This is a genomic window from Dietzia cinnamea NBRC 102147 (assembly GCF_001571065.1).
Classification (GTDB): domain Bacteria; phylum Actinomycetota; class Actinomycetes; order Mycobacteriales; family Mycobacteriaceae; genus Dietzia; species Dietzia cinnamea.
The window spans coordinates 17,160-40,300 of the sequence record NZ_BCSW01000027.1 but is presented as its reverse complement, the minus strand read 5'-3'; the positions used below and the strand labels follow the sequence as shown (position 1 = coordinate 40,300).

The following is a 23,141-nucleotide window of genomic DNA, read 5'->3' as shown; positions in this document are numbered from 1 at the left end:
CCGCATATGGCGTAGTGTGGCGCAGTATTGTCGAGAACATCGAAACGCCGGGCTACGAGGACAATTGGATCAGTGTTCTAGAATACCCGCGAGAAGTGCTTAACGCGCACCCGTGGTCTCTCCAAGGTGGCGGCGCCCCACAGATCTCTAAACGCCTTAGCCAAATCGCGACCCACCTCGGACGTCGAGTCGATCAGATCGGCTTCTCGGCGATTACAGCCGAAGACGATGCATTCTTTGCAGACGTCGGGTTTATGCGGCGGAGGGGAATTACGAACTTTCGGACAATGGTCGAGGGTCTTGATGTCCGAGATTTCCAAGCATATTCGTCTACGACGACAATTTTTCCCTACGGCACGGACTACGTGCACTTGGATTTTGATGGCCGTAGCCTGCACTTCTGGCCACTTAGGCGCATTATGCAGCTTCGAAAGCGGTTCGGTCGCCCCATCGAGGAGCTCGACAGTCATTATTGGTGGGAGTTTGGTGAACTTTACCCAGCCAAACTGAGAGGGCCAATTCGGATCGCGTTTGCGTTCGTCGCGACGCATAACCATTTCGTCTTGGATCGCGGCGGGAAGGTGTTCAACCGTTCGGCGCCGGTGATCAAGCTGCAGGAGGGGGCGAGCGAGGACGAGCACCTTGAACTGCTGGGGGTGCTCAACTCGTCGACGGCGGCGTTTTGGTTCAGACAGAATTGCTTCAATAAGGGCAGCACGACTGACTCGAAGGGTGCGCGGACCACGTTGGCACCGTGGGAGAACTTCTATGAATACACTGGCACCACGCTCAAGGACTTCCCCCTTCCCTCCGGCTCGACGCTGGAGCGTGCTCGTCGCATCGACCAACTCGCGCAGGAGTTGGCGTCGGTCGAGCCGGCCGCGCTTCTTGAGGATTCGTCTCCTTCCGCGGAGCTGTTCGCCAGCGGTGAGGCCGAATGGGAACGACTCCGAGGGTTGATGATCGCCGAGCAGGAGGAGCTGGACTGGCAGGTGTATCACCTGTACGGGTTCACCGAGACAGACCTGGCGCTGCCGGTGGGTGAGGTGCCCGGGATAGCGCTGGGTGAGCGGGCGTTTGAGGTCGCCCTGGCCCGTAAGGTGCAGGCAGGTGAGGCCGAGACTGCATGGTTCGAGCGCCACCGCTCGACGCCGGTGACCGAGATTCCCGCGCACCTACCTGAGGAGTATCGGGCCTGCGTAAAGCAGCGACTGAACCTGATCGCCGAGGATCGTTCGCTGGAGCTGCTGGAGCGTCCCGAGTACAAGCGGCGCTGGTCTTCCGTGCCGTGGTCCGACCGGGTCCGCGCAGCTCTGGCGGCGTGGATCCTGGACAGGCTAGAGACCCCCGAGCTGTGGAAGGACCCCAACGGGTATCCGCAGCCGCAGTCGGTCCGTCAGCTCGCCGCGAAGGTCGAGACCGCTCCGCACTTGGCCGGAGTTTCCGAGGCGCTCGAGTTGTGGTCGAGCAAGCGGCAGGCCGGCGTGCTCACCAACCTCGTGGCGCTCTTGCAGGACGAGGCCGTGCCGTACCTGGCCGCGCTCCGGCTCAAGGACTCGGGCTTGCGCAAGTTCGCCGAGTGGCAGGTCACGTGGGAGGCCCAGCGTGCCGAGGACCGCGGCGAGATCACCACCGCCCAGGTCCCGGTCCCACCCAAGTACACCTCCGCGGACTTCCGCAAAGCCTCGTACTGGCAGGCTCGCGGCAAGCTCGACGTGCCCAAGGAACGGTTCATCTCCTACCCCGGTGCCTCGGGTCCCGACGATCCCACCGCAATGCTGGGCTGGGCGGGCTGGGACCACGCCGAGCAAGGCATCGCCCTGGTGTCGTTGTACGACGATCGCAAGGACGACACCGACCCCGCTCAGCTCGTTCCGCTCGTCGCTGGGCTGGCCGAGCTCATGCCGTGGATCCGTCAGTGGCACTCCGGCATGGACGCCCATTCCGGAATCGACTGGGCCGACTATCTCGGGGGACAGCTCACCTCGCTCGCCGAGCGTTCCGGCGTCGCGATCGCCGACCTGTCCGCCTGGCGTCCCGCCCCAGCGACCCGCGGCCGCAAGCGCGTCGCAGGCGCAGCTACTACACCCGATAAGGAAAGCTAGAGGCCATGGCCTTCACCCCTCCCGGCGCGACGGCAGGGTCGGGCACCAGCCCCACCCTGCGTGACGTCTTCTCGATCCCCGAGCACTCGGGAACCTCGACGTTCGTCCTCCAACTCTCCGACGCCGTCACCAGAGACGAACTCGGGACCACCCTGGCCGAGTACGTGGTGACCCCGTCCATCGGCGATGCCTTTGACGAGGCGCTCGCCCTGGTCGACAGCGCCCTGGCCACCGGAGAGAACAAGGGGGCCTTCCTCAAGGGCTCATTCGGCTCCGGCAAGTCGCACTTCATGGCTGTACTCCTGGCCCTGCTCACCGGCGACCCTCGCGCCCGCGCCATCGCCGAACTCCAGCAGCACATCGCCGACCACCCGCGGGCCACGTCGAGCAAGATCCTCGCGCTGCCCTTCCATTTCCTGGGTTCGAACTCCATCGAGGACACCCTCTTCTCGGCGTACCTGGCGCACCTGAACCGGCTCCACCCGGGAGTCACCCCGCCGGTACTCCACATGGCTGACGGGCTGCTCGAGAACGCCGAACAGATGCGTGCCGAGGTCGGCGACGAGAGGTTCTTCGCCCGCCTGGCCACTGCCACCACCGGACCTGGCGGCGTCACCTCGTCGTCGTCCTCCGCCCCCGGGGGCCTGGACCTGGCCGCGCTCGGCGGCGCCACCGCCGCCACCTGGGACCGCGACTCCTACGACCGCGCCCGACACCCCGCCGCGTCCCGCGCCGAGCGGGATGCGCTGGTCTCCGCGCTCGGCCAGACGTGGATCACCTCCGCGCACACCAACACCGACTGGCTGCATCTGCCCGAGGGGCTGTCCGCCATCGCGGCGCACGCCACGACCCTCGGCTATGAGGCTGTGGTCCTGCTGCTCGACGAGCTGATCCTGTGGCTCACCTTCCACTTCTCCAACCGCGAGTTCTTCGGCCGCGAGATCCAGAAGCTCACCGGGTTCGTCGAATCCGACCAGGGGCGCATGGCCGTGCCGGTCGTCAGCTTTATCGCCCGTCAGCACGACCTCAAGGCGTGGAAGGACTCGTCGATCGAGGCCGGCGAGGCCACCAAGATCCGCGAGCAGGCCATCGCCCACCAGGAAGGCCGCTTCTCCGGCATCGCGCTCGGCTCGGCCAACCTGCCGCAGATCGCCCACCGCCGACTCCTCACCCCCAAGAACGCCGCGGCGGTCGAGGCTCTCGAGGCCTCGTTCCAGCGGCTGCACCTGTCCCCGGCCGTCAAGCCCGTCCTGCTGGACAAGGTCAACACCGACGACCAGCACCGCGGAGCCACCGAGGAGCAGTTCCGGCTCACCTATCCCTTCAGCCCGGTCCTCATCGACACCCTCGTCCACCTGTCCACCGCCATGCAGCGCGACCGCACCGCGCTCAAGGTGATGGAGTCGATGCTCGTCGACCTCGCCGACACCATGACCGTCGACCAGGTGATACCCGTGGGCGAGGTGTTCGACTACATCATCGACGGCACCCAGAAGGGCGGCACCGACGAGGCGGTGGCCGCCCGGTTCCGCACGGCGCGCACCCTGTGGCACGACAAGCTCCGTCCCGCCGTCCTGGCCCAGTTCCCGGACGCCGACCCGAGCGTGCGGGACCTGGACCAGCCCAAGGGCGTGCGGGCCCAGCTCCGGCTGGCCAAGACGCTGTTGCTCTCCGCTCTCGCGCCCGAGGTGCCAGGGCTCAAGGCGCTCACCGCCAGCCGCCTGGCGCACCTCAACCACGGGGAGCTCGTCTCGATCGTCGCCTCTGACGCGCCGACCCGCGCGCTCGCCTCGGTCCGCGAGTGGAACACCTCGGTCCCCGAGATCACCGTGGGCACAGACAGCCACGATCCGCTGATTTCCATCACGCTGGAGGAGCTGCCCTTCGACGAGATCCTTGAGCGCGCCCGCGGCGAGGACACCTTCTCGCGGCGCCGCGAACGGCTCCGGTCGATGCTGCAGGAAGAGTTCGGGATCGCAGCCATCGACCCGCAGGCCGACGGCGCGCGCTCGACCCGGATCACCTGGCGCGGCACGAATCGGACCGTCGAGATCGTCTTTGGCAACGTCCGCGACCCAGGCTCCGTGCCCGACACCCTTATCGCCCCCGTCGAACCAGGGGCGCTGCGGGTGATCGTGGACCTGCCGTTCGACGAAGAAGGCCACGGAGTTTCCGAGGACCACGCCCGACTCGACCGCCTCCGTACCGACGGCCACGATCACTTCACGCTCGCCTGGCTCCCCGCATTCCTCGATCGCAAGCAGATGGACGACCTGGGCAAGCTCGTCACCATGGACTGGGTTCTGCAGTCGGAGAAGTGGCTCGGCTACACCAGCTACCTCGCCGACGGCGACCGTGAGCGGGTCCGCCAGGTCATGGTGACCCAGCGCAACCAGCTCGCCGGGCAGCTGGCCGCAATCCTGCGCAAGATGTACGGCATCGCCGAGGGCGCAGTGTTCCCCGAGGGGCAGCCGCCCGTCCGCTCGTTGAGTTCCTCCGTGGTGGTGCAGCGGCCCGTCGGCGCTTCGCTGCGCGAGGCCGCCCGGCGGCTCTACGATCAGGCCTTTGACCAGCGCTACCCCGACCACCCTCGGTTCGACACCACCAGCGCGCTCACGCAGAAGGACTTCGCGGTCTCACTCGACGTGCTGCGCCGGTCGGACGCCCGCGAAGACGGCCGCGCCGCGGTTGTGGCCGCCGAGCGCAAGTCCGTCCAGCTCGTGCTGGGCGGCCTCCGGGTGGCCGACGTCCATGAGTCGCACCTCGTGTTCCCCAGCGCCACCTTTGCCAGCTTCGCCGGGCAGATCGACCGCGCGCTCGCCGAGGCGGAGAAGTCCGGGCAGGCCGACGGCGTACTCACGGTGGCACAGGTAGTGGCCGCCGTCGAGAAGCTCATGCCACAGGCAGGGCTCAACCGCGACTGCACCACCCTGCTCGCGGCGGCCTGGGCCGAGTCACGCGACCGCAGCTGGTTCACCTACGGAACCCCTGTCGCAGCTCCGGCCTTTAAGGACATCCAGCAGTCGCACCAGCTGCGCGAGCCCGTACTGCCCGAGCAGGGCGAGTGGGATCGCGCCGTCCAGGCTGCCCAGCACCTCTTTGGCATTCCCGAGAGAGGTCACCTCTCCCCCACCAACCTCACCCACCTGGCGGGCGAGGTGGCGAGCAAGGCCGACGAGTTCAAGCGGTCCAGCGAGGATCTGGTCGAGCAGCTGTCGAAGCTCGAGCAGCGTCTGGGGCGAACCGTGGAGGGGCGCCGGCTCCAGCTCGCGCGCCGGCAGACGCAGCTGCTGCAAGTGTTGGTGCGCAAGAAACAGCACCACGGCGAGATCGTGGCGGCCCTCGCCGCCTCCTGTGAGGGGCCGGGCACCTACCTCGGGGCCACCACCAACGAGGCGAGCCAGTCCATCACCACCGCCGAGGAGGTGGCGGCCGTGGCGCGCAACATCGGGCCAACCCTCGAGACCCTGATCGGTGGGCGGGCAAAGCAGGGCGCTCTGGGCGCCGAGGCCGCGCAAATCATTGTGGACCTCGACAGCGGCGTCGACACCCACGAGTTCGTCCAGCACCTGAACACGGCGGTGCAGAAGTTCGAGAAGCGCGCCCAGGACTGGATTAACAGGGTGATCGCGGGCGGCGATGGTTCGGGGGGCGGACCCGGGGGCGATGGTTCCAGAGGCACGGGCAACGGAGGTACCGGGGATACTGGGGACGCCGGAGAAACCGGCGATTCCCGTGCAGGATCGGGTGCTGGAGATGGTTCCGGCGACGACTCCCGGTCCGGTCCGGGCGGCGGGACCGGTGACACCGGCGGCGGCTCGGAGGTCGATGCCGTGCGTATCGAGGGTTTCGGTCCACGCCGGTCCTTTGAGGCCCGCGGTAGCCAAGTTGAGGCCGCGCTCCACCGGGCACTCGCCGACCTCAAGCGGACCCACGGGCCGGGCGTGCGCTACCGCATCGAGATCACCGCCGAGGAGCCCGGGACGTGACCGGAGTCAGTGCCGGACTAGCGGGGGGTGGCACCACCTCGTCGTCGTCCCTCGGTACGGCGACCGCCGCCGACCTCGTCCCACTCCTCGGCGGTCTCTACCGCGACAAGAAGCACCGACGAGGACTCTTGGTGATGCACGCCCGGCCCGAATGGGACGGCACCGCGCTGCGCGTGGACGACCTCACCGTGCCCGTCCACTGCTGCCGGACGGTGCTCGAGATCCGCGACGTGGTGCGGCACCGGAACGACCCCGACGTGCCGTGGCGCGTCGTGCTCACCGACCTCCCCGAGGACGAGATCCCCCAGGGGGTCAAGGAGCACTTCCAGCCGCTCGGGCGGATGCGCGAACTCGACCCAACGGGCACCCTGCTCGGGATGTTCTCCGCCGACCGCACCGACGGTCGCATCCCCCGCGGGCGCGACGACGTGCGGGGGCTCACCACCGCGCTCGCCGAGCACCGCGACGCCCTCGCACCCACCCCGACCCCGGTTCTCACCGCCGACCACCTCTACGGCGCGCTCAGCACACAGGTCCTGGGACTGGAACCGGACCACCGGCTCACGGATCTGCTGGCCTGGAGCGCCACGACCGACGCCCACGACGCGTGGGACGGGCTGGCCTCCCAGCTCACCGACGACGTCCGCGCGGGGCTCATCGCGTGGCTCTGCCGCTCCTTCACGCTGACCGGGTCCGGCATCCGCAGCTTGTGGACCACCCACGGGCCACGGGCGCTGCTGCCGGCCGGGCTGGCGGCGGAGACCCTCCGCACCCCCGAGTGGCAGGACACGCCCACCGAACTCACCGGAGCGCGGGCCCTGTTCCGCCACCACGTCGGCACCACCCTCGGAGAGCAGTCGCTGCGCGAATGGGGCTCCGCCGCAGCCAAGGCCGTGCGCGTAGCGCTCGACGACGGTCAGCCGCTCACCGCCGTCCTCGGCGAGGCCCACCGGCTGATCGCCGGATTCGAGCAGAACGGCGGCGCCTCCCTGCTCGCCGGATCCACCGTCCTGCCCGGCGCCTTCCAGCGACGCCTCGACGTGTACGCCCGCGGGCTCGCCACCGCCCTTGACGGAGGCGACGAGACAGCCCTGCTGCGCGGGCTCGACGCGCTGCGGGCGCACGTCGAGTCCGAACGCTCCCGGCCCGATGACCTCGAGACCGCCACCGCGCTGGTCCGGCTGCACCGGTGGAACCGGACCGAGGCGGTCGCCGCCGCGGACCGGCTGCGGTCCGCCGGCCACATCGAGGCGATGCGCGCCTACGTCGACGAGCTGAGCTGGGTTGACCGGGCCGTCAACTCCGCCTGGCGGGGCTTCACCGCCGACCCCAAGCCCCCGACCGGGCAGTCCGCCGCAGACCCGGACGCCCTCGGCCGCCGCGTCCTCGACCGAGCCCTCGCCGTTCGGCGCGAGATCGACCGCAGCTTCGCCGCGCTCGTCGGGGCCAGGCTTGCCGATCGCGCCACCGCCGGCGGCGCGCTGCTCGTCGAGGACGTTCTAACCACGGTGGTGGTTCCGCTGCGCGAGGCCGGGCCGGTCGAGTCCGGCACGCGGGGACAGCGAACCCTGCTCGTGCTGGTGATCGACGGACTATCTGTGCCCGCCGCGCACGCCCTGCTCGAGGACGTGGCCGCTCGCCACTCCACCGTGTGGCAGCGGCTCGACCTGGCCTCCCGCGGGCTCGACGTGGCCGCCTCCACCCTGCCGTCGGTGACCACCGCGTCGAGGACCTCGCTGCTCCGCGGAGAGCTTGCGCTGGGCGGGCAGCAGGAGGAGAGGTCCGGGTTCGCCGCCAGGTTCCCCGGCGGCACGCTGTTCCACAAGGCAGATCTCGACGCCGGCCTCACCGACACCGTCCGCAGCGCCATCTACGACACCACACACGTCCCCGTGGTGGGGGTTGTGCTCAACACCGTCGACGACGCGCTGGACCGGTCCGACCCCATCGCCACCACCTGGACCACCTCGCGCGTCACCCACCTGGACAAGCTGCTCGACTACGCCCGAGCGGTGGGGCGGGACGTGGTCCTGCTCTCCGACCACGGTCACGTGGTCGAACGGAGCTTGGTGGGCAAGGTCACCGCCGACGGTGCTGTGAGCGCACGCTGGCGGCCCGCCGCCGGGGGGCCCGCCGGGGAGAACGAGCGGTACGTCTCCGGCAACCGGGTCCTCGCGCCCGGCGCCGACGGCACACCCCGGCACGAGGCGATCCTGGCCGTAGACGAGGACCTGCGCTACACCGGCAAGAAGGCTGGCTACCACGGCGGCGCCTCCCCCGCCGAGGTCTGCGCCCCCGTCGCCGTCCTGGTCCAGAGCCTCGACGGACTCGACGAGCACTCGACGTTCCCCGCCGGCCCGCCCGTCCTGGACCCGTGGCCGGGCTGGTGGCCCATCGCGACGGCGGCCTCGGAGGCGTCGGCGGACGCCGCGCCGACCTCAGCGACCGGGATCGGTTCGGCCGGGGGGCAACCGACGGCCGGGCGGCCCGCCACCCCGAAGAGCGGTGCTAGGCGCAAGGCGGCACGTGCCACCGAGCAGGTGTCGCTGTTCGATTCGTTCGACGGCGACGAGCCCACCGCAACTCCCGCTCGAGCTACACATGCCAAGCCCGCCGACAAGTTCGCCGATCTCGGCCGTACCCAGTACTTCAAGGAGCGGGTCAAGGCCCAACAGCTCAAGCCCAGCCCGGCCGAGTTGGCGGACGTGCTCCGAGCCATCGCCGCCAACAACGGCCGCATGCCCATCGCCGTGCTCGGGACAACGCTCGGGCTCAACGCGCTCCAGATCAGCGGCACCGTCGCGCGGATCCAGAAGGTGGTCAACGTGGACGGCATGCCGGTCCTCGAGCGCGAGGACAACGACGTGGTGCTGGCACCCCAGATCCTCTTTGAGCAGTTCGGACTGTAGATGACTCTCTCCCCCGCCCGCCGCACCGCGATCATCGACGCCCTGCGCCGCGGAACCGTGCCCGCCGAAGGGCTGGACCAGCTCGCCGTGGGCCTGGACCGGCTGGCGCCGGTGCTGGGTGAGGAACTGGACAAGGTCGCCGGCGGGGCGGCCGTGTTCAAGGCCGTCCGCGGCGAGTACGGCTCCGGCAAGACCTTCTTCGCGCGCTGGCTCCAGCAGCAGGCGCTCGACCGCGGGTTCGCCGTGACCGAGGTCCAGATCTCTGAGCTGGAGACTCCCCTGCACCGGCTCGAGACCGTCTACCGGCGCGCGTGTGAGGAGCTGCGTACCTCCGCGGTCTCGCGCCAGGCGTTCCGGGCGGTCCTGGACGACTGGCTGCTGGGCGTGGAGGACGACGCCGCCGCCGCCGGGTCCGACGGCGCCACACTGTTGGAGGAGCGACTGCGCCCCGTGGCCGAGGCCGCACCCGTCTTTCCGCTCGCACTCCGGGGATACCGAGAGGCACTGCTCAATGGCGACGCCGACACCGCCGATGGATTGGCAGCCTGGCTCGGCGGGCAACGCAATGTGGCGGCGTCGGCCAAACGCGCCGCCGGGGTCAAGGGCGAGCTGGATCACTTCCTCGCGATGGGCTTCTTCCAGGGCCTGCTCCAGGTGCTCGCCGGCTCCGGCCACCGCGGGCTCTTGCTGGTGCTGGACGAGGTCGAGACCCTCCAGCGCATGCGCGGCGACGTCCGCGAAAAGGCCCTCAACGCCCTGCGCCAGTGGATCGACGAGCTGGACTCCGGCCGCTACCCCGGGATGTACCTGCTCATCACCGGAACCAGCGCCTTCTTCGAAGGGCAACAGGGCATCAAGCGTCTGCCGCCGCTCGACCAGCGTCTCGGCGTGAAGTTCGACGCCGACCCCCGCTTCGACAACCCCCGGCAACCGCAGATCCGCCTCCACCCCTTCGACTTCGACCGCCTCGTCGAGGTGGGTTCGCGCGTGCGGGACCTCTACGCCGCCGGGCTCGAGACCGGCGCGGCGCAGCGGGTCACCGAGCTCGTCGACGACGCGTACCTACGCGTGCTCGCCGAGTCCGTGGCCGGGAAGCTCGGTGGGCAGGTGGGCATCGCGCCCCGGCAGTACCTGCGGATGCTCGTCGACTGCCTGGACCGCGTCGAGATGTTCCCCGACTTCCTCCCGCGCGAGCACTTCAATCCCACGCTCAACACGTCAGACCTCAGCGACAGCGAACGGTCCGCGGCGGTGGGCTCGTCGTCGTCAATCATCGACGACCCCGACGCCATCGAGCTGTAGATGGACCACCGCACCCCGGGCGGCTTCGCCGCCCTGCACCCACTGCTCCAGCACCACGTGGTCAACTCCCTCGGCTGGCCCGGCCTGCGGCCACTGCAGGAGCAGTCCGTCCGGCCGCTCATCGACGGCGAGGACGCCCTGCTGCTCGCGCCCACTGCTGGCGGAAAGACCGAGGCGGCCGTCTTTCCTGTCCTCACCCGCATGGCCCACGAGGACTGGGCCGGGCTGACCATCCTGTACGTCACCCCGCTCAAGGCGCTGCTCAACAACCTCGCCGTGCGGCTGGTCGACTACACCGAGTGGATGGGCCGGCGCGTGGATGTGTGGCACGGCGACGTGGGTGAGAGCGCCCGCCGGTCGATCCGCGCCGATCCGCCCGACATCCTGCTCACCACCCCCGAGTCCATCGAGGCCATGCTCGCCTCCACCAAGACCGATCACCGCAGGCTGTTCGCCAATCTGCGGACCGTGGTGATTGACGAGGTCCACGCCTTTGCCGGCGACGACCGTGGCTGGCACCTGTCCGCCGTCCTCTCGCGGCTCGAGCACCTGGTCGGCCGGCCGCTGCAGCGCATCGGCATGAGCGCCACGGTGGGCAACCCCGAGGACCTGCTGCGGTGGCTGCAGGGAGGTGCCGACGGGCGGGCCGGGCGGGTGATCGCGCCGGGTGTCGCTGTGGGTGAGCCGGTGCGGCCCGCTGCAGGGGAGGCCGACATCGTGGTGGACGCCGTGGACACCCTCGACTCCGCCGCGGTCCTGCTGTCCAAGCTGTACCGCGGGCAGAAGCGACTCGTGTTTGTGGACAGCCGTCGGCAGGCCGAGGAACTGGCGTCCATGCTTCGCGGATTCGACGTGGACGTGTACCTCTCCCACTCGTCCCTATCCGCCGAAGAACGCCGGCGGTCCGAGATCGCCTTTGCTGAAGCGCGGGACTGCGTGATCGTGGCCACCTCGACCCTTGAGTTGGGGATCGACATCGGGGACCTGGACCGCATGATCCAGATCGGGGCGCCTTCTACGGTGTCGAGCTTCGTCCAACGGCTTGGGCGGACCGGCCGCCGCGCCGACACCCTCCGCAACTGCCTGTTCATCGCCACCGAACCCCGTCATCTGCTCCGGACACTGGGGCTACTCCACGCGTGGGGCACTGGGTACGTTGAACCCGTCGTCCCGCCGCCGGTCCCGCTGCACCTGGTGGCGCAGCAGATCATGGCCGCGATGCTGCAGGAGGGCGCGCTCCCCCGGTATGGCTGGCAGGACCGGTGGGCGGCCACCCCGTTGATGGCGGTCGAGACCCTGGAGCGTCCCGCCGAGCTGATCGTCGACTTCCTGGTGGAGCGCGGGTACCTCACCGTCGACGGCGGCGCGATGTTCCTCGGGCCCGACGCCGAGAGGGTGTTCGGCCGCCGCCACTTCATGGACCTGCTCACCACCTTCGCGATGCCGCGGCAGTTCACCGTGCTCGCCGGCCGGCAGGAGGTGGGCACCGTGGAATGGCGCGCCCTCTCCGGAGGGGAGGGGCCGATCCACCTGCTTCTCGCCGGACGGTCTTGGAAGGTCACCGACATCACCTGGCCTCGCCACCGAGTCCAGGTGGAGCCCGCCGCGGGCGGGGGCAGGGCCAGGTACGGGTTCGGTGGAGCGGACATCGGGTACCAGGTGGCGCAGGGTATGCGGGCGGTGCTCCTCGGGGAGCTGCCAGAGCAGATCCGACTCACCGCCCGTGCCCGGGCAGCGCTCGCCGACGACGAGGACCGGCTCCGGCACACCGTCAGTCACCACGGCCCGGTGTGGACCACCACCGATCACGTCCGCAAATGGTGGACCTACGAGGGCAGCGCAGCCAACCGCCGGTACCAGGCAGCCCTCGGGCCGGCCCTCGGTGAGGAGCTGGCACCCCAGGGAGGGATAGTCCACCCCGACGCGATCACTCTCTATGAAGGCATGCCCACCGAGGCTGCAGCGGAGAGGCTCGAGTTCTTGGAGTCACTCCCGGAGAGCGAGAGGCCGCTTCCTGCGGTGCCCCCGACGCTGGTCGACAAGCTCAAGTTCTCGGAGGCGTTGCCGGTGGAGTGGGCACAAGAGGTCATCGCACGAAGACTGATCAGCTGATAGACAAAGAAAACGGAAACTGAACCATCCGCGAAAGCAGCTAATAGGCGTAGAATCTTGTTGCATGAACAAAGAAAGTAATTCGAGCTTCCGAAAGCTGTTGGATGTATAGCTAACTCGACTGTGATCAAATGCTATAGTGCGATTGTGGTGATCCAATTTAGCTTTCATATGACATCACATCGTGATGCCACTTAATGTATTCGGTCTTCCAGTTTGATTCCTTGCCGGCACGTTCGTCTATGAACTCTTGAATGAACCGAGTCCATTCACCTCTCGATGACAAACCCTCTTGACCCATAGTCATCCAGCTAGTGCGAGGAAATTTGCGAAGCTTCTTGCTGAGTAGGTCTAGGATCCAGGATTGGACCGATAGCGACGTGTCAACGGCGTGATCAGCCTCTGCTCGTGCTGGCGAGTATCCGGCATGTACAATGCGGTGACGCAAGGGTCGCGCGCTCGATTTCCACTCCGACCATGGCGAACGGACTGACGTCCAGTCGCCACCTAAGCGCGGTTGTAGGACCCGCTCGACAATGCTGCCGCGGGTTTCATACTGGAAATATCCCGCAGCCTCCTCGGGTGTGATTGACTTGTCGGTGGCGAACTGCTCTTCCCACAGCAAGCATGTAGCAATAGCGACCGTGAAGGATTCAACAAACGTGATGCTATTCGACACTGCATCGTAGTAGTTTCCTTGGGCGTTCATGGCATACTTTGACCGCATTGCCCATTCGAGTGACAAAGACAGCGGATCGCCAGATTCAATTTGATGGGCGAAGAACTTAGCTGCTTCTTCTAGTTCTCGATCGCCGCCGTCTTCAAGTTCGGGGTTTGACCAGTCCGGAGAGAATGTAAGTGTCTCGAGCAATACTACTGATCCAGACCAATCTAGTTTTCTGAAATCGAGTTTGGACCAGTCTTCGGTCTCGAAGTCGGCGATCCAAACTGGAAGAAACTCTGGTAGGTCTTCGTATGAGGCGATATGGACACGGGCCTTTGTTGCCAGAAGGTATGCCCGGGAAACTAAGGCAATTCCAGAAACTATTCTATTTATTGGGTCGTACTCACTCGGAACATTGCGCGCATGTTGCGAGGTGTACTCAACTCGAGGTGTGGGCATAGTAGTAATCGCATCTACTATTGTGTAGCGATATTGGATGCCTGAAGATGGGGGCATATCACTATTTGAAATTAGAGATTCATGCTCAAGCAGGTCGCGAATAGAATTAAACTGGATGTCGGCTTGGCCGGTATTGCTGCGTCCTTCGTGAAATTGAAGGAAGGTGGGTTCAGAGACGCCAGTTTCGGCACCTGTAGAATAGAGACTAACTTTCTGACCACTGTAAACAGGTAGTGGATACGGCAGTCTCACGATTGTGCGGAAAAGTTTCCCTGAATACGTCAAAATCGCACCTTCCGGTGGACCACCAACTGTCGAATACCTAGCCTGATATGGTCTGTTTCATCGCGAAAATATGGCGTTCACCCTAGCAAGCTAAGGGATTCTCTCACGCGAGTTCGACGATCTCCATGTACTCCTGGCTCCACAGGTCCTCCGTGCCGTCCGGCAGGATGATGACCCGCTCCGGCTCCAGCGCCTCCACGGCGCCCGGATCGTGGGTGACCAGGACGACCGCGCCCTCGTAGGTGCGCAGGGCGTCGAGGACCTGCTCGCGAGAGATCGGGTCGAGGTTGTTGGTCGGCTCGTCGAGCAGCAGCACGTTGGCCGCCGACGACACCAGCCCGGCCAGCGCCAGACGCGTGCGCTCACCGCCGGACAGGGTGCCGGTGGGCTGCTCGAGCTGCGGTCCGGAGAACATGAAGGCACCCAGCAGGCCGCGCAGGTCCTGCTCCCCCGCGTCCGGCGCGGCGTGGCGGATGTTCTCCCACACGGTCGCGTCCATATCCAGTGTGTCGTGCTCCTGGGCGAAGTAACCGATCTTGAGCCCGTGGCCGGTGACCACGCCGCCCTCGCCGTCCGTGCGCTCCACACCGGCGAGCAGCTTGAGGAGGGTGGTCTTGCCGGCGCCGTTGTAGCCCAGCACCACCACGCGGCTGCCCTTGTCGATCGCCAGGTCCACGCCAGCGAACACCTCGAGCGAGCCGTACATCTTGGTCAGACCCTTGGCGAACAGCGGCGTCTTGCCACATGCGGCAGGTGTGGGGAACTTGATGTGCGCGACCTTGTCGGCCACGCGCACCTCGTCGAGCTCGTTCATCATGGTCTCGGCGCGGCGGATCATCTGCTTGGCGGCGGCGGCCTTCGTGGCCTTGGCGCCGAGCTTGGCGGCCTGCTGCTTGAGCGCGGAGGCCTTCTTCTCGGCGTTCGCGCGCTCGCGGCGGCGACGCGCCTCGTCTGTGGCGCGCGCGTCGAGGTACTTCTTCCAGCCCATGTTGTAGGCGTCGATCTCCCCGCGCACGGCGTCGAGGAACCACACCTTGTTCACCACGGCCTCGAGCAGCTCCACATCGTGGGAGATGATGATGAGCCCGCCCTCGTGCTTCTCCAGGAACTGGCGCAGCCACGTGATCGAGTCGGCGTCGAGGTGGTTGGTGGGCTCGTCGAGCAGCAGCATGGTCTGCGACTTGCCGGCGCCGTCGGAGGCGGCGAAGAGGATCCGGGCCAGCTCCACGCGGCGGCGCTGACCGCCCGAGAGCGTGCCGAGGTTCTGCGTGAGGATCCGGTCCTCGAGGCCCAGGCTGCTGCAGATGCGGGCCGCCTCGCTCTCGGCCTCGTACCCGCCGCGGGCGGAGAACTCGTCCTCGAGCCGGCCGTAGCGGCGCACGGCCTTGTCCATCGCTTTGTCGTCGGGAGCATCGACCATCTGCTGCTGGGCCGCGGTCATGTCGGCCATGAGAACATCGAGCCCGCGGGCGGAGAGAACGCGGGACCGGGCCAGCTGGTCCATGTTGCCCTCGCGCGGATCCTGGGGCAGGTAGCCCAGATCTCCCGTGCGCGTGACCTTCCCGGCGTAGGCCTCACCTTCGCCGGCGAGGATCCTCATCGTCGTCGTCTTACCCGCGCCGTTACGTCCCACCAGGCCGATCCGGTCGCCGGGCTGGACCCGCAACGAGGACCCGTCCATGTGGAGCAGGGTGCGCACGCCGGCGCGCACCTCCAGGTCGTCGATGGTGATCACGTGCGCGGGTACCTCGCTGTAGCTTTCGGGGAAGAGTCGGCGGCCCGCCCGCTGACGGGTACGGGCCGACCTGCCACTCTACCTGCGGCGCGAGTGAGCCGACGAGTCCGGTGACGTGGGTCTCCGCCACCAGAGCGTGTACGCCGAGTCCGCCTTCTAGCGGATTCTCCCGCCGCACTCCGTTCGCTGCGGTCTGTGGGCGGCCTTCCAGGCGTCCACTGTGTGCAGCTGCTCCCGGCCCTGGCTCATCGCTCCCGCCCGTGCATTCCCGCCCGGCGCGGACGCGTCGCGATTCCGCACAGCCGCTCGTCTGCCTGGCGTCTCGCTCCTGCAGATGTCCACGACAGCCCTCCTCGCCCCTCACGATGGCGTCTCGCCCGCGCATCGGGGCAGGCCAGACGCCATCGTGAGGGGCGGCTGCGAAAGCTCAGCCCGCGCGTCGACCGTAGAGGTTCTGCACGCAGCGGCCGAGCCGCCCGCGATCGTCCGAGATCAGCGTGTCGGTGAGCACTCCCTGCCCGGGCCCGCCGACGGTCTCGCTGTCGAGGTGTACCCAGCCGGGTTCGGGGTCGCGGTGCAGCGAGACCACGAGGTCGCAGTTGACCGCCGGGTGGCTCAGCGGGTCGCTGGCCAGGGACACGCCGCTGGCGGAGTCGGCCACCACCACGGTGTGCTGCCACCCGGTCATGCGCTCCCCCTCGACGAGATCGACGCGCGCACGCCCCCAGGCCTGCGCGGGCCCGAGCTCGTCACCGCCGCCGGAGTCGAAGGAGAAGTCCACGACGGACAGGTAGCCGTCGGCGTGGGCGAAGCTCATCATCGGTCCGCGTTCGCGTGTGGTGGGCACGGGCGGCCCGTCGTGGGTTCCGACCGTGGGGAAGTCGTCGGGAGTGCGGCGCATCCGCCACCCGCGGGCGACGAGCGCGGGCCGGCCGGCCACGGAGGCGGTGGCCTCGAGGAGTTCGACGCTGCGTCCCGGGCGCACGGTGCGGACCTCGATGTCGAGCGGCGCGATGGGGACGGGCCCCAGCACGTCCACCGAGACCCGCGCCAGCCGCAGCGTCGGGTCCGCCTCGAACCGCTCCATCGCCCGCACCAGCAGCGCGCTCGGCGGCCCGGCGTGCTGGGATTCGGCGGACCACGGGCCCGCGGTGAGCGCGGTCGACCCGAAGCGACCGTGGTCCATCTGCTGGTAGAAGGCGCCGGACATGGGTTCCTCTCGCGCGACGGTAGTGTCAGTTCGTATGAAGGCTACGGGTGGCGGGTTGTTCGACGTCGCCGTCGTCGGGCTCGGCCCCGCCGGCCGCGCGCTCGCCTCCCGCTGCGCCGCAGCCGGTCTCACGGTCCTCGCGCTCGATCCGCGGCCAGACGCGCCGTGGCACCAGACCCTGTCCGTGTGGGCCGACCAGGTGCCGCCGTGGCTGCGTCCGGAGGCGTGCGGGATCGACGTGCTGGCGCACCGGGTCTCCTCGCCCGCCCTGTACGCGCCCGGGCGTGCGGTGCTCCAGCGCGAGTACGCGGTGCTCGACAACGACGCCCTGCGGCGTGCCCTGCCGCTCGGCTCCGGGGTCACCGTGGAGCGGGAGGCGGTCGACGACGCGGGTCTGCGCGACCTGACGGCCCGGGCCCACCGCGTGGTGGACTGCCGCGGCGCCGGGGGCCGGCTCAACCAGGGCCCGCTGCAGACGGCGTACGGCATCGTGGTGGACGCCGCGGACGCGGCGCCGGCCCTGGGCGGGGAGGCGGCCCTGTTCATGGACTGGCGCACCGACTACGCGCGTGGCCGGGGTGACGACGACGAGGTCGGCCCCAGCTTCCTGTACGCGATCCCCTTGTCCGCGGATCGGGTTCTGCTGGAGGAGACGTGTCTGGCGGGGCTGCCCGCCCCGGATCCCGCCGTCCTGGCGAGCCGGCTGCGCTCGCGCCTGGCGGGCCGGGGGGTGCCCAGCGCGGCGATCGACGACCCGCTATCGGTGGAGCGGGTGCACATCCCGCTCCTGCCGCGGCCGGGCGGGTCCGGGAACCCGCTGGTCGAGGCGTTCGGCACCGCGGGCGGGCACGGACACGCGGCGACGGGGTATTCGGTGGCCGCGATGCTCGCGGCCGTCCCCGCGGCCGTCCTCGCGCTCGGGGCCGGCCACCCGCTTCCCGCGCCGCGGTCCCCTCTGAGCACGACCCTTCACGGTGTTGGCCTGCGGGCGCTGCTCCGTGCGGACGACCGGACCCTCCGGGCGCTGTTCGCGGCGTTCGGGCGCCTCGACGGCTGCCGCCAGCGGTGGTTCCTCGACGGGGCGAGTCCGTCGCACCAGGTCGCTGCCGCGATGTGGGACATGTGGGTGACCATGCCCGTGCGCGACAAGGCCGGGATGGTGGCCGCGGTCCTGCGGCGCTCTGCCCGCGGTCCCGCGGCGCTGTCAGGCGTCGCGCGATCGAAACCCGTCGAACGTGAGTAACAGGCCGCCCGGGCGGCGAGCGACGCGGAACATCGACGACAGCGCGACCGCGGCCCCCGCCACGCCGAGGAGTTCGAACGTCTCCTCGATGTACATCAGTGTGAGGTAGAGAGTCGACGACGCGCCGATCTCGCGGTCGACGAGCCCGGTGAGGCTCTCGATCACGAGCGAGCCGGACAGGAAGACCACGGCCGCCGCGATCAACGAGACGGCGACGCGGCGGTGGAGAGCGAGGACCAGCCTGATGAGCAGACCGCCCACGATCAGGGCGATCACGGCGCCGGGGATCACCCAGTTGTAGTAGGTGTCGAACGGCAGGTACGGGGCCAGCCGGTCCCCCACCACGAAGAGCCGCTCGTGGAGGGCGCCCGCCTCGTCCACGGAGGCGGTCACGGCGACCGCGGAGAAGAGCCACCACGACGAGCGGAAACGGGCGGTGGTGACGGCGGCGAGGGCCGCGAAGGCGCCCACGAGGAGCCAGACCGCCGAGGCGAACCACACGGCCGCGTTGCCCTCGGCACCGATGTCGAAGGCGGTCCACAGCAGGTTCCAGACGTGCCACGGCTGATCGCTGCCAGTGGCGTGCACCATGTAGAGCAGGAAACCCGACAGCGGGGCTAGCAGAAGCGACGGGGGGAACACCAGCCACGCCGTCGCCCGGGTGAGGCGGGTTCCTTCGATGACACGCCCGCCCCCACTCTCGGCCTCAGACCGGTCGCCAACAATGTGATCAGCGGATGCGGACATGTCCCCCAGCGTAAATGTCGGCCGAACGGAACCGTAATCGCCGGCGACGACGCGGAGACGCCCGCCCCTTCCAGAACGGGGCGGGCGCTCTAGCGGGCACGCGGATCGCGGCGGCGGCGCCGCGAAGAGGGCTACACGGTGAAGCCGATGGCCCTCAGCTGCTCGCGTCCCTCGTCGGTGATCATCTGGGGTCCCCACGGCGGCATCCAGACCCAGTTGAGCTCGAGGTCGTTGACGAGGTCGGAGCCGACCGTCGCGGAGCGGGCCTGGTCCTCGATCACGTCGGTGAGCGGGCAGGCCGCCGACGTCAGGGTCATGTCGACGCGTGCGATGGTCGATCCCTCGGTCTCGCCGGGGCGGACCCAGATGTCGTAGACCAGACCCAGGTCGACGACGTTGATGCCCAGCTCGGGGTCGACCACGTCGCGCATGGCCTCCTCGAGATCGGCGACCAGCGCGAGGTCCTCCTCGGACTGCTCCGGCCGGTTGGGGTCGGGGCGGAACTCGCCGTTGTAGGCGGTCCCCGCGGGCGTGTCGTTCTCGGCGGCCGACGTGGGGTCGTCGACCGCGGGATCGTTGGCAGGTGTCATCTGCTCGGTCATGTCACATCACTCCTGATGGTGTTCGGTCTGTCGGCCGAGGGCGTCCTTGAACGCCATCCAGCCCAGCAGGGCGCACTTGACCCGCGCGGGGTACCGCGACACCCCGGCCAGGGCCACGGCGTCGTCGAGGACCTCCTCGTCGCCCTCGTCCTGGCCGCGGGAGGAGATCATCGTCTGGAAGGCGTCGACGACCTCGAGCGACTCCTCCACCCGACGGCCGACCAGGAGGTCGGCCATCATCGAGGTGGAGGCCTGGCTGATGGAGCAGCCCTGTGCGTCGTAGGACACGTCCTCCACGGTGGTCAAGTCATCCGACAAGCGCAACCGCAGGGTCAGCTCGTCGCCACACGTCGGGTTGACGTGGTGCACCTCGGCGCCGAAGGGCTCCCGCAGCCCGCTGTGGTGCGGGTGGCGGTAGTGGTCGAGAATGACCTCCTGGTACATCTGCTCGAGCTTCACTTCAGCCCACCCCCGTCGACTCCGAAGAACTCCCGGGCTCGGCGCAGGGACCGGGCCAGGGCCTCGACCTCGTCGAGGGTGTTGTACAGCGCGAACGACGCCCGCACGGTGGACTGGACACCGAGGCGCCGGTGCAGCGGCCACGCGCAGTGGTGGCCCACGCGGACGGCCACGCCGTCGTCGTCGAGCACCTGGCTCACGTCGTGGGCGTGGATGCCGTCCACGACGAACGAGACGGCGCCGCCCCGGGAGACCATGTCGGTCGGACCGACGATCCGGATCCCCGGGATCTCCTGCAGGGCCTCGAGCGCGGCCACGGTGAGTGCCTCCTCGTGGCGGGCGATGGTCTCCATCCCGATCGCCTCGAGGTAGCGCACCGCGGCGGCCAGGCCGACGGCCTGCGAGACCATCGGCACGCCCGCCTCGAACCGCTGCGGCGGCTCGGCGTACGTCGACTCCTCCATCGTCACGGTGGAGATCATCGACCCGCCCGTGAGCACGGGCGGCATCGCGTGCAGCAGCTCCCGACGGCCGTAGAGGACGCCGATCCCGGTGGGGCCGAGCATCTTGTGGCCGGAGAAGGCGGCGAAGTCGACGCCCAGCTCGTGGAAGTCCACCGCCATGTGCGGCACCGACTGGCAGGCGTCCAGCACGACCAGCGCGCCGACCGCGCGGGCCGCGTCGACAACACGGGCCACGTCGGTGACCGCGCCGGTCACGTTGGACTGGTGCGTCACGGCGACGACCTTGACGGCGTCGGTGAGCTCGAGCGAGTCGAGGTCGATCCGGCCGTCGTCGGTCACGCCGTACCAGCGCAGGGTCGCGCCGGTGCGCCGGCACAGTTCCTGCCACGGCACCAGGTTCGCGTGATGCTCGAGCTCGCTGATGACGACCTCGTCGCCGGGGCCGACGGCGTGCGCGCCGAACCGCTGGTCCCCCAGGGCGAACGCCACGAGGTTGAGTCCCTCGGTGGCGTTCTTGGTGAAGACCAGCTCGTCCACGTCGGCCCCGACGAACCGCGCGATGTCCGCGCGGGCGCCCTCGTAGGCGTCCGTGGCCTCCTCCGCGAGCTGGTGCGCACCACGGTGGACCGCGGCGTTGGAGTGCACGAGGAAGTCCCGCTCAGCGTCGAGCACCGGCGTCGGGCGCTGCGACGTCGCCCCGGAGTCGAGGTAGACCAGGGGCTTTCCGTCACGGACCGTCCGCGACAGGATCGGGAAATCCGCGCGGACTGCTGTCAGGTCGAGGGTCGAGGTCATGTTCTCCCAGCTGTTCCGATCAGGCGGTGGCCGGCGTCAGGTACTTCTCGTACCCGTTGGCCTCGAGCTCGTCGGCCAGCTCGGCACCACCGGAGGCGGCGATGCGGCCGTCGACGAACACGTGGACGTTGTCGGGCTTGATGTACTGCAGGATGCGGGTGTAGTGCGTGATGAGCAGGATGCCGCCGTTCTCCTCCGCCTTGTAGCGGTTGACACCCTCGGAGACCACACGCAGCGCGTCCACGTCGAGGCCGGAGTCGGTCTCGTCGAGCACGGCGATCTTCGGCTTGAGCAGGTCGAGCTGGAGGATCTCGTGGCGCTTCTTCTCGCCGCCGGAGAAGCCCTCGTTGACGCTGCGCTCGGAGAACGCGGGGTCGAAGTCGAGGTCGGACATGGCCTCCTTGACTTCCTTGACCCAGTGGCGCAGCTTGGGGGCCTCGCCGCGCACGGCGGTGGCCGCGGTGCGCAGGAAGTTGGCGGTGGAGACGCCGGGGATCTCGGTGGGGTACTGCATGGCCAGGAACAGGCCGGCGCGGGCCCGCTCGTCGACCTCCATGGACAGCACGTCCTCGCCGTCCAGTGTCACGGTCCCGCCGGTGACCTCGTACTTGGGGTGGCCGGCGATGACGTAGGCCAGGGTCGACTTGCCGGAGCCGTTCGGGCCCATGATGGCGTGGGTCTGGCCCGACTCGATGGTGAGGTCGACGCCCTTGAGGATCTCGACGGTCTCGGGTGAGTCCTCGGTCGCGGCGACGCGGGCCGTCAGGCCCTTGATCTCGAGAGTGGTCATTGATGTGCTCGCAATCTGTGTGAGAAGTCTTCGGGGGATGATCGGGGGCCTGCGGGCTCGGTCAGATGCCGGAGGACTGCAGCTCCAGCTCGACGGCCTCGGTGACCCGCTCGCGCACCTCGGGCACGCCGATGCGGTTGATCACCTCGCCGAAGAACCCGCGGACGACGAGGCGTCGGGCGACGTCCTCGGGGATGCCCCGCGACATGAGGTAGAACAGGTGCTCCTCGTCGAACCGGCCGACGGCGCTGGCGTGGCCGGCACCGGCGATCTCGCCGGTCTCGATCTCGAGGTTCGGCACCGAGTCGGCGCGGGCCCCGTCGGTGAGCACGAGGTTGCGGTTCATCTCGTACGTGTCGGTGCCCAGTGCCGCAGCCCGGATGAGGACGTCGCCGATCCAGACGGTGTGCGCGTCCGGGAGGTTTGACGAAGCGTCCCCCTGCAGCGCGCCCTTGTACAGGATGCGCGAGGTGCAGTTGGGCACGGAGTGGTCGACCAGCAGGCGGTGCTCGAGGTGCTGCCCGTCGTCGGCGTAGTACAGGCCGTTGAGCGTGACCGTGCCGCCGGGCGCGGTGAACCGCGCGAACGGGGAGACACGCACGACCTCGCCGCCGAACGTCACCGTGGTGTACGTCAGCGTCGCGTCGCGACCGACCTGCAGGTGGTGTCCGGCCAGGTGCAGGGCGTCGTCGTCCCAGTCCTGGATGAGGACGACCTCGAGGTGGGCGGAGTCGCCCACGATGAACTCGACGTTCTCGGCGATGGTGCCGCCGCCCCGCTGGTCCACGACGAAGGTCGCGTTGGCGAACGGCTCGAGGCGGACCTGGGTGTGACCGTAGGCCAACTCGCCCTCGCCCGGCCCGTCGACGGTGACGTACACGGGCTCGTCGAGCACGACCTCCTTGGCGACGGTGATGACCGAGGCCTCGGTGGCCGAGCTGAACGCCTGCGCGGCCACGCGGTCGCGGGGGGCCCCGGCCTCGCCGACGCGCTTGTCGTCCATCGCGACGGTCTCGACGGTGAGGCCCTCGCGCTCTCCGACGGACGCTGTCAGTCGACCGGTCGCGGTGACGTTGGAGCCGTCGTGGAGACCGCGCAGGCGACGCAGCGGGGTGAACCGCCAGATCTCGTCCTTGTGGCTGGGGACCTCGAACGCGCCGACGTCGTACGAGGTGAACTGGTCACCCTTCGTCGCGTCGACGGGGACGCCGTAGCGATCCGTGAGGGGGGCCGGGGCGGACCCGGTTTCGGGGGTGGTCGTGTCGGTCATG

15 protein-coding genes are annotated in these 23,141 nt (G+C 68.8%); 6 read left to right on the top strand and 9 right to left on the bottom strand.

Going from position 1 to position 23,141, the window contains the following annotated elements:
- The 5 genes from pglX to DCI01S_RS10705 form a co-directional block, all read left to right on the top strand.
- On the top strand, nt 1-2,105 hold a 2,105-nt coding region (pglX, locus tag DCI01S_RS10725; protein ID WP_156482580.1), incomplete at its 5' end, for a BREX-2 system adenine-specific DNA-methyltransferase PglX.
- Between the two features lie 5 nt (nt 2,106-2,110).
- Nucleotides 2,111-6,094 (top strand): DUF6079 family protein, encoded by a 3,984-nt coding sequence (locus DCI01S_RS10720; protein WP_061229212.1) that lies wholly within the window; start codon nt 2,111-2,113, stop codon nt 6,092-6,094.
- Complete coding sequence (gene pglZ / locus DCI01S_RS10715) at nt 6,091-9,003, top strand: BREX-2 system phosphatase PglZ (RefSeq protein ID WP_061229211.1); 2,913 nt, start codon at nt 6,091-6,093, stop codon at nt 9,001-9,003. Before DCI01S_RS10720 ends, pglZ begins: the two co-directional genes overlap by 4 nt.
- Nucleotides 9,004-10,305, top strand: coding sequence for a BREX system ATP-binding protein BrxD (brxD, locus tag DCI01S_RS10710; RefSeq protein ID WP_061229210.1), 1,302 nt, complete (start codon nt 9,004-9,006; stop codon nt 10,303-10,305).
- Nucleotides 10,306-12,417 carry a DEAD/DEAH box helicase gene (locus DCI01S_RS10705; protein WP_061229209.1) on the top strand — a complete coding sequence of 704 codons (2,112 nt, stop codon included), beginning with the start codon at nt 10,306-10,308 and terminating at the stop codon, nt 12,415-12,417.
- A 160-nt stretch (nt 12,418-12,577) separates the two neighbouring features.
- Here the strand turns inward: DCI01S_RS10705 and DCI01S_RS17235 are convergent, their stop codons facing one another.
- The 3 genes from DCI01S_RS17235 to DCI01S_RS10695 form a co-directional block, all read right to left on the bottom strand.
- A complete protein-coding gene (locus DCI01S_RS17235; RefSeq protein WP_156482579.1) occupies nt 12,578-13,792 on the bottom strand; it encodes a hypothetical protein in 1,215 nt (404 codons plus the stop codon).
- A 136-nt stretch (nt 13,793-13,928) separates the two neighbouring features.
- Nucleotides 13,929-15,560, bottom strand: coding sequence for an ABC-F family ATP-binding cassette domain-containing protein (locus DCI01S_RS10700; RefSeq protein WP_061229208.1), 1,632 nt, complete (start codon nt 15,558-15,560; stop codon nt 13,929-13,931).
- A gap of 427 nt (nt 15,561-15,987) precedes the next feature.
- The gene (locus DCI01S_RS10695) at nt 15,988-16,770 is read right to left on the bottom strand and encodes a thioesterase family protein (protein ID WP_061229207.1); all 783 of its coding nucleotides are present in this window, start codon (nt 16,768-16,770) and stop codon (nt 15,988-15,990) included.
- 34 nt (nt 16,771-16,804) lie between these two features.
- Here DCI01S_RS10695 and DCI01S_RS10690 point away from each other — a divergent pair, with 34 nt between their 5' ends.
- Entirely contained in the window at nt 16,805-18,013 is a 1,209-nt protein-coding gene (locus DCI01S_RS10690) for a lycopene cyclase family protein (protein ID WP_061229206.1), read from the top strand.
- Here the strand turns inward: DCI01S_RS10690 and DCI01S_RS10685 are convergent.
- The 6 genes from DCI01S_RS10685 to sufD form a co-directional block, all read right to left on the bottom strand.
- Nucleotides 17,975-18,760 carry a DUF8692 domain-containing protein gene (locus tag DCI01S_RS10685; RefSeq protein ID WP_232303060.1) on the bottom strand — a complete coding sequence of 262 codons (786 nt, stop codon included), beginning with the start codon at nt 18,758-18,760 and terminating at the stop codon, nt 17,975-17,977. The genes DCI01S_RS10690 and DCI01S_RS10685 overlap by 39 nt on opposite strands.
- Before the next feature lie 131 nt (nt 18,761-18,891).
- The gene (locus DCI01S_RS10680; RefSeq protein WP_061229204.1) at nt 18,892-19,362 is read right to left on the bottom strand and encodes a metal-sulfur cluster assembly factor; all 471 of its coding nucleotides are present in this window, start codon (nt 19,360-19,362) and stop codon (nt 18,892-18,894) included.
- 6 nt (nt 19,363-19,368) lie between these two features.
- Complete coding sequence (gene sufU, locus DCI01S_RS10675) at nt 19,369-19,821, bottom strand: Fe-S cluster assembly sulfur transfer protein SufU (RefSeq protein WP_061229203.1); 453 nt, start codon at nt 19,819-19,821, stop codon at nt 19,369-19,371.
- The gene (locus DCI01S_RS10670) at nt 19,818-21,080 is read right to left on the bottom strand and encodes a cysteine desulfurase (protein ID WP_061229202.1); all 1,263 of its coding nucleotides are present in this window, start codon (nt 21,078-21,080) and stop codon (nt 19,818-19,820) included. The genes sufU and DCI01S_RS10670 overlap by 4 nt, the downstream gene beginning before the upstream one ends.
- Before the next feature lie 19 nt (nt 21,081-21,099).
- On the bottom strand, nt 21,100-21,870 hold the full coding sequence (sufC, locus tag DCI01S_RS10665; protein ID WP_061229201.1) for a Fe-S cluster assembly ATPase SufC: 771 nt from the start codon (nt 21,868-21,870) through the stop codon (nt 21,100-21,102).
- A 61-nt stretch (nt 21,871-21,931) separates the two neighbouring features.
- Nucleotides 21,932-23,140 (bottom strand): Fe-S cluster assembly protein SufD, encoded by a 1,209-nt coding sequence (sufD, locus tag DCI01S_RS10660; RefSeq protein WP_061229200.1) that lies wholly within the window; start codon nt 23,138-23,140, stop codon nt 21,932-21,934.
- Nucleotide 23,141: the final 1 nt, after the last annotated feature.